Raw genomic sequence first — 525 nt, forward strand, 5'->3', positions numbered from 1 at the left:
ATGGAGGGAGTCCTCGACCCACCGCGTCTCCCGGTCGCCCATCCGTGCGATGGTTCGGTGGGCCGACTCTGTCCCCGTCTGTTGCAGTTTCCCTCGAATCCGCTCATACTCCCGCCGACGGTGGTTCAGGTATCCGCCGTTCCAGAATTGCCCGGTCGACGTGACAGCGATGTGTTCGATACCGAGGTCGACACCGAGGACTGTACTGTGCTCGGCGTCGCCGTCGTCCGGTATCTCGGACTCCACGTCGGCCTTCGTTCCGATGTGGAGATAAAAGGTGTCAGTCTCATCGCGGTACTGTAACGTCGCCCCCGTTACCTCGTAGTTGTCGTTGCGGAGGTACTTCGTCTGCGGATTCTCGCCGTCCGGCGGGAGAACGTAGTCGGCTTCGACTCGCCCGTTGACTGTCGAAAGTGACACGTAGTCGTCGTGGAACGTGGCGCTGCGCTTGTCGTAGCGAATCGAGGGCGTCCTGAAGTGTGGTTGCGATGCCTTCTTGCCGTTCTTCCACCTGGCGACGACACC

The 525-nt window shown here is 61.1% G+C and carries 1 pseudogene; it reads right to left on the reverse strand.

What is annotated here, in order from left to right:
- A pseudogene (locus tag HZR20_RS07985) lies at positions 1 to 525 on the reverse strand (RNA-guided endonuclease TnpB family protein); the annotation flags it as partial.

This window comes from Halorhabdus salina, assembly GCF_013839425.1.
Taxonomy (GTDB): Archaea; Halobacteriota; Halobacteria; order Halobacteriales; family Haloarculaceae; genus Halorhabdus; species Halorhabdus salina.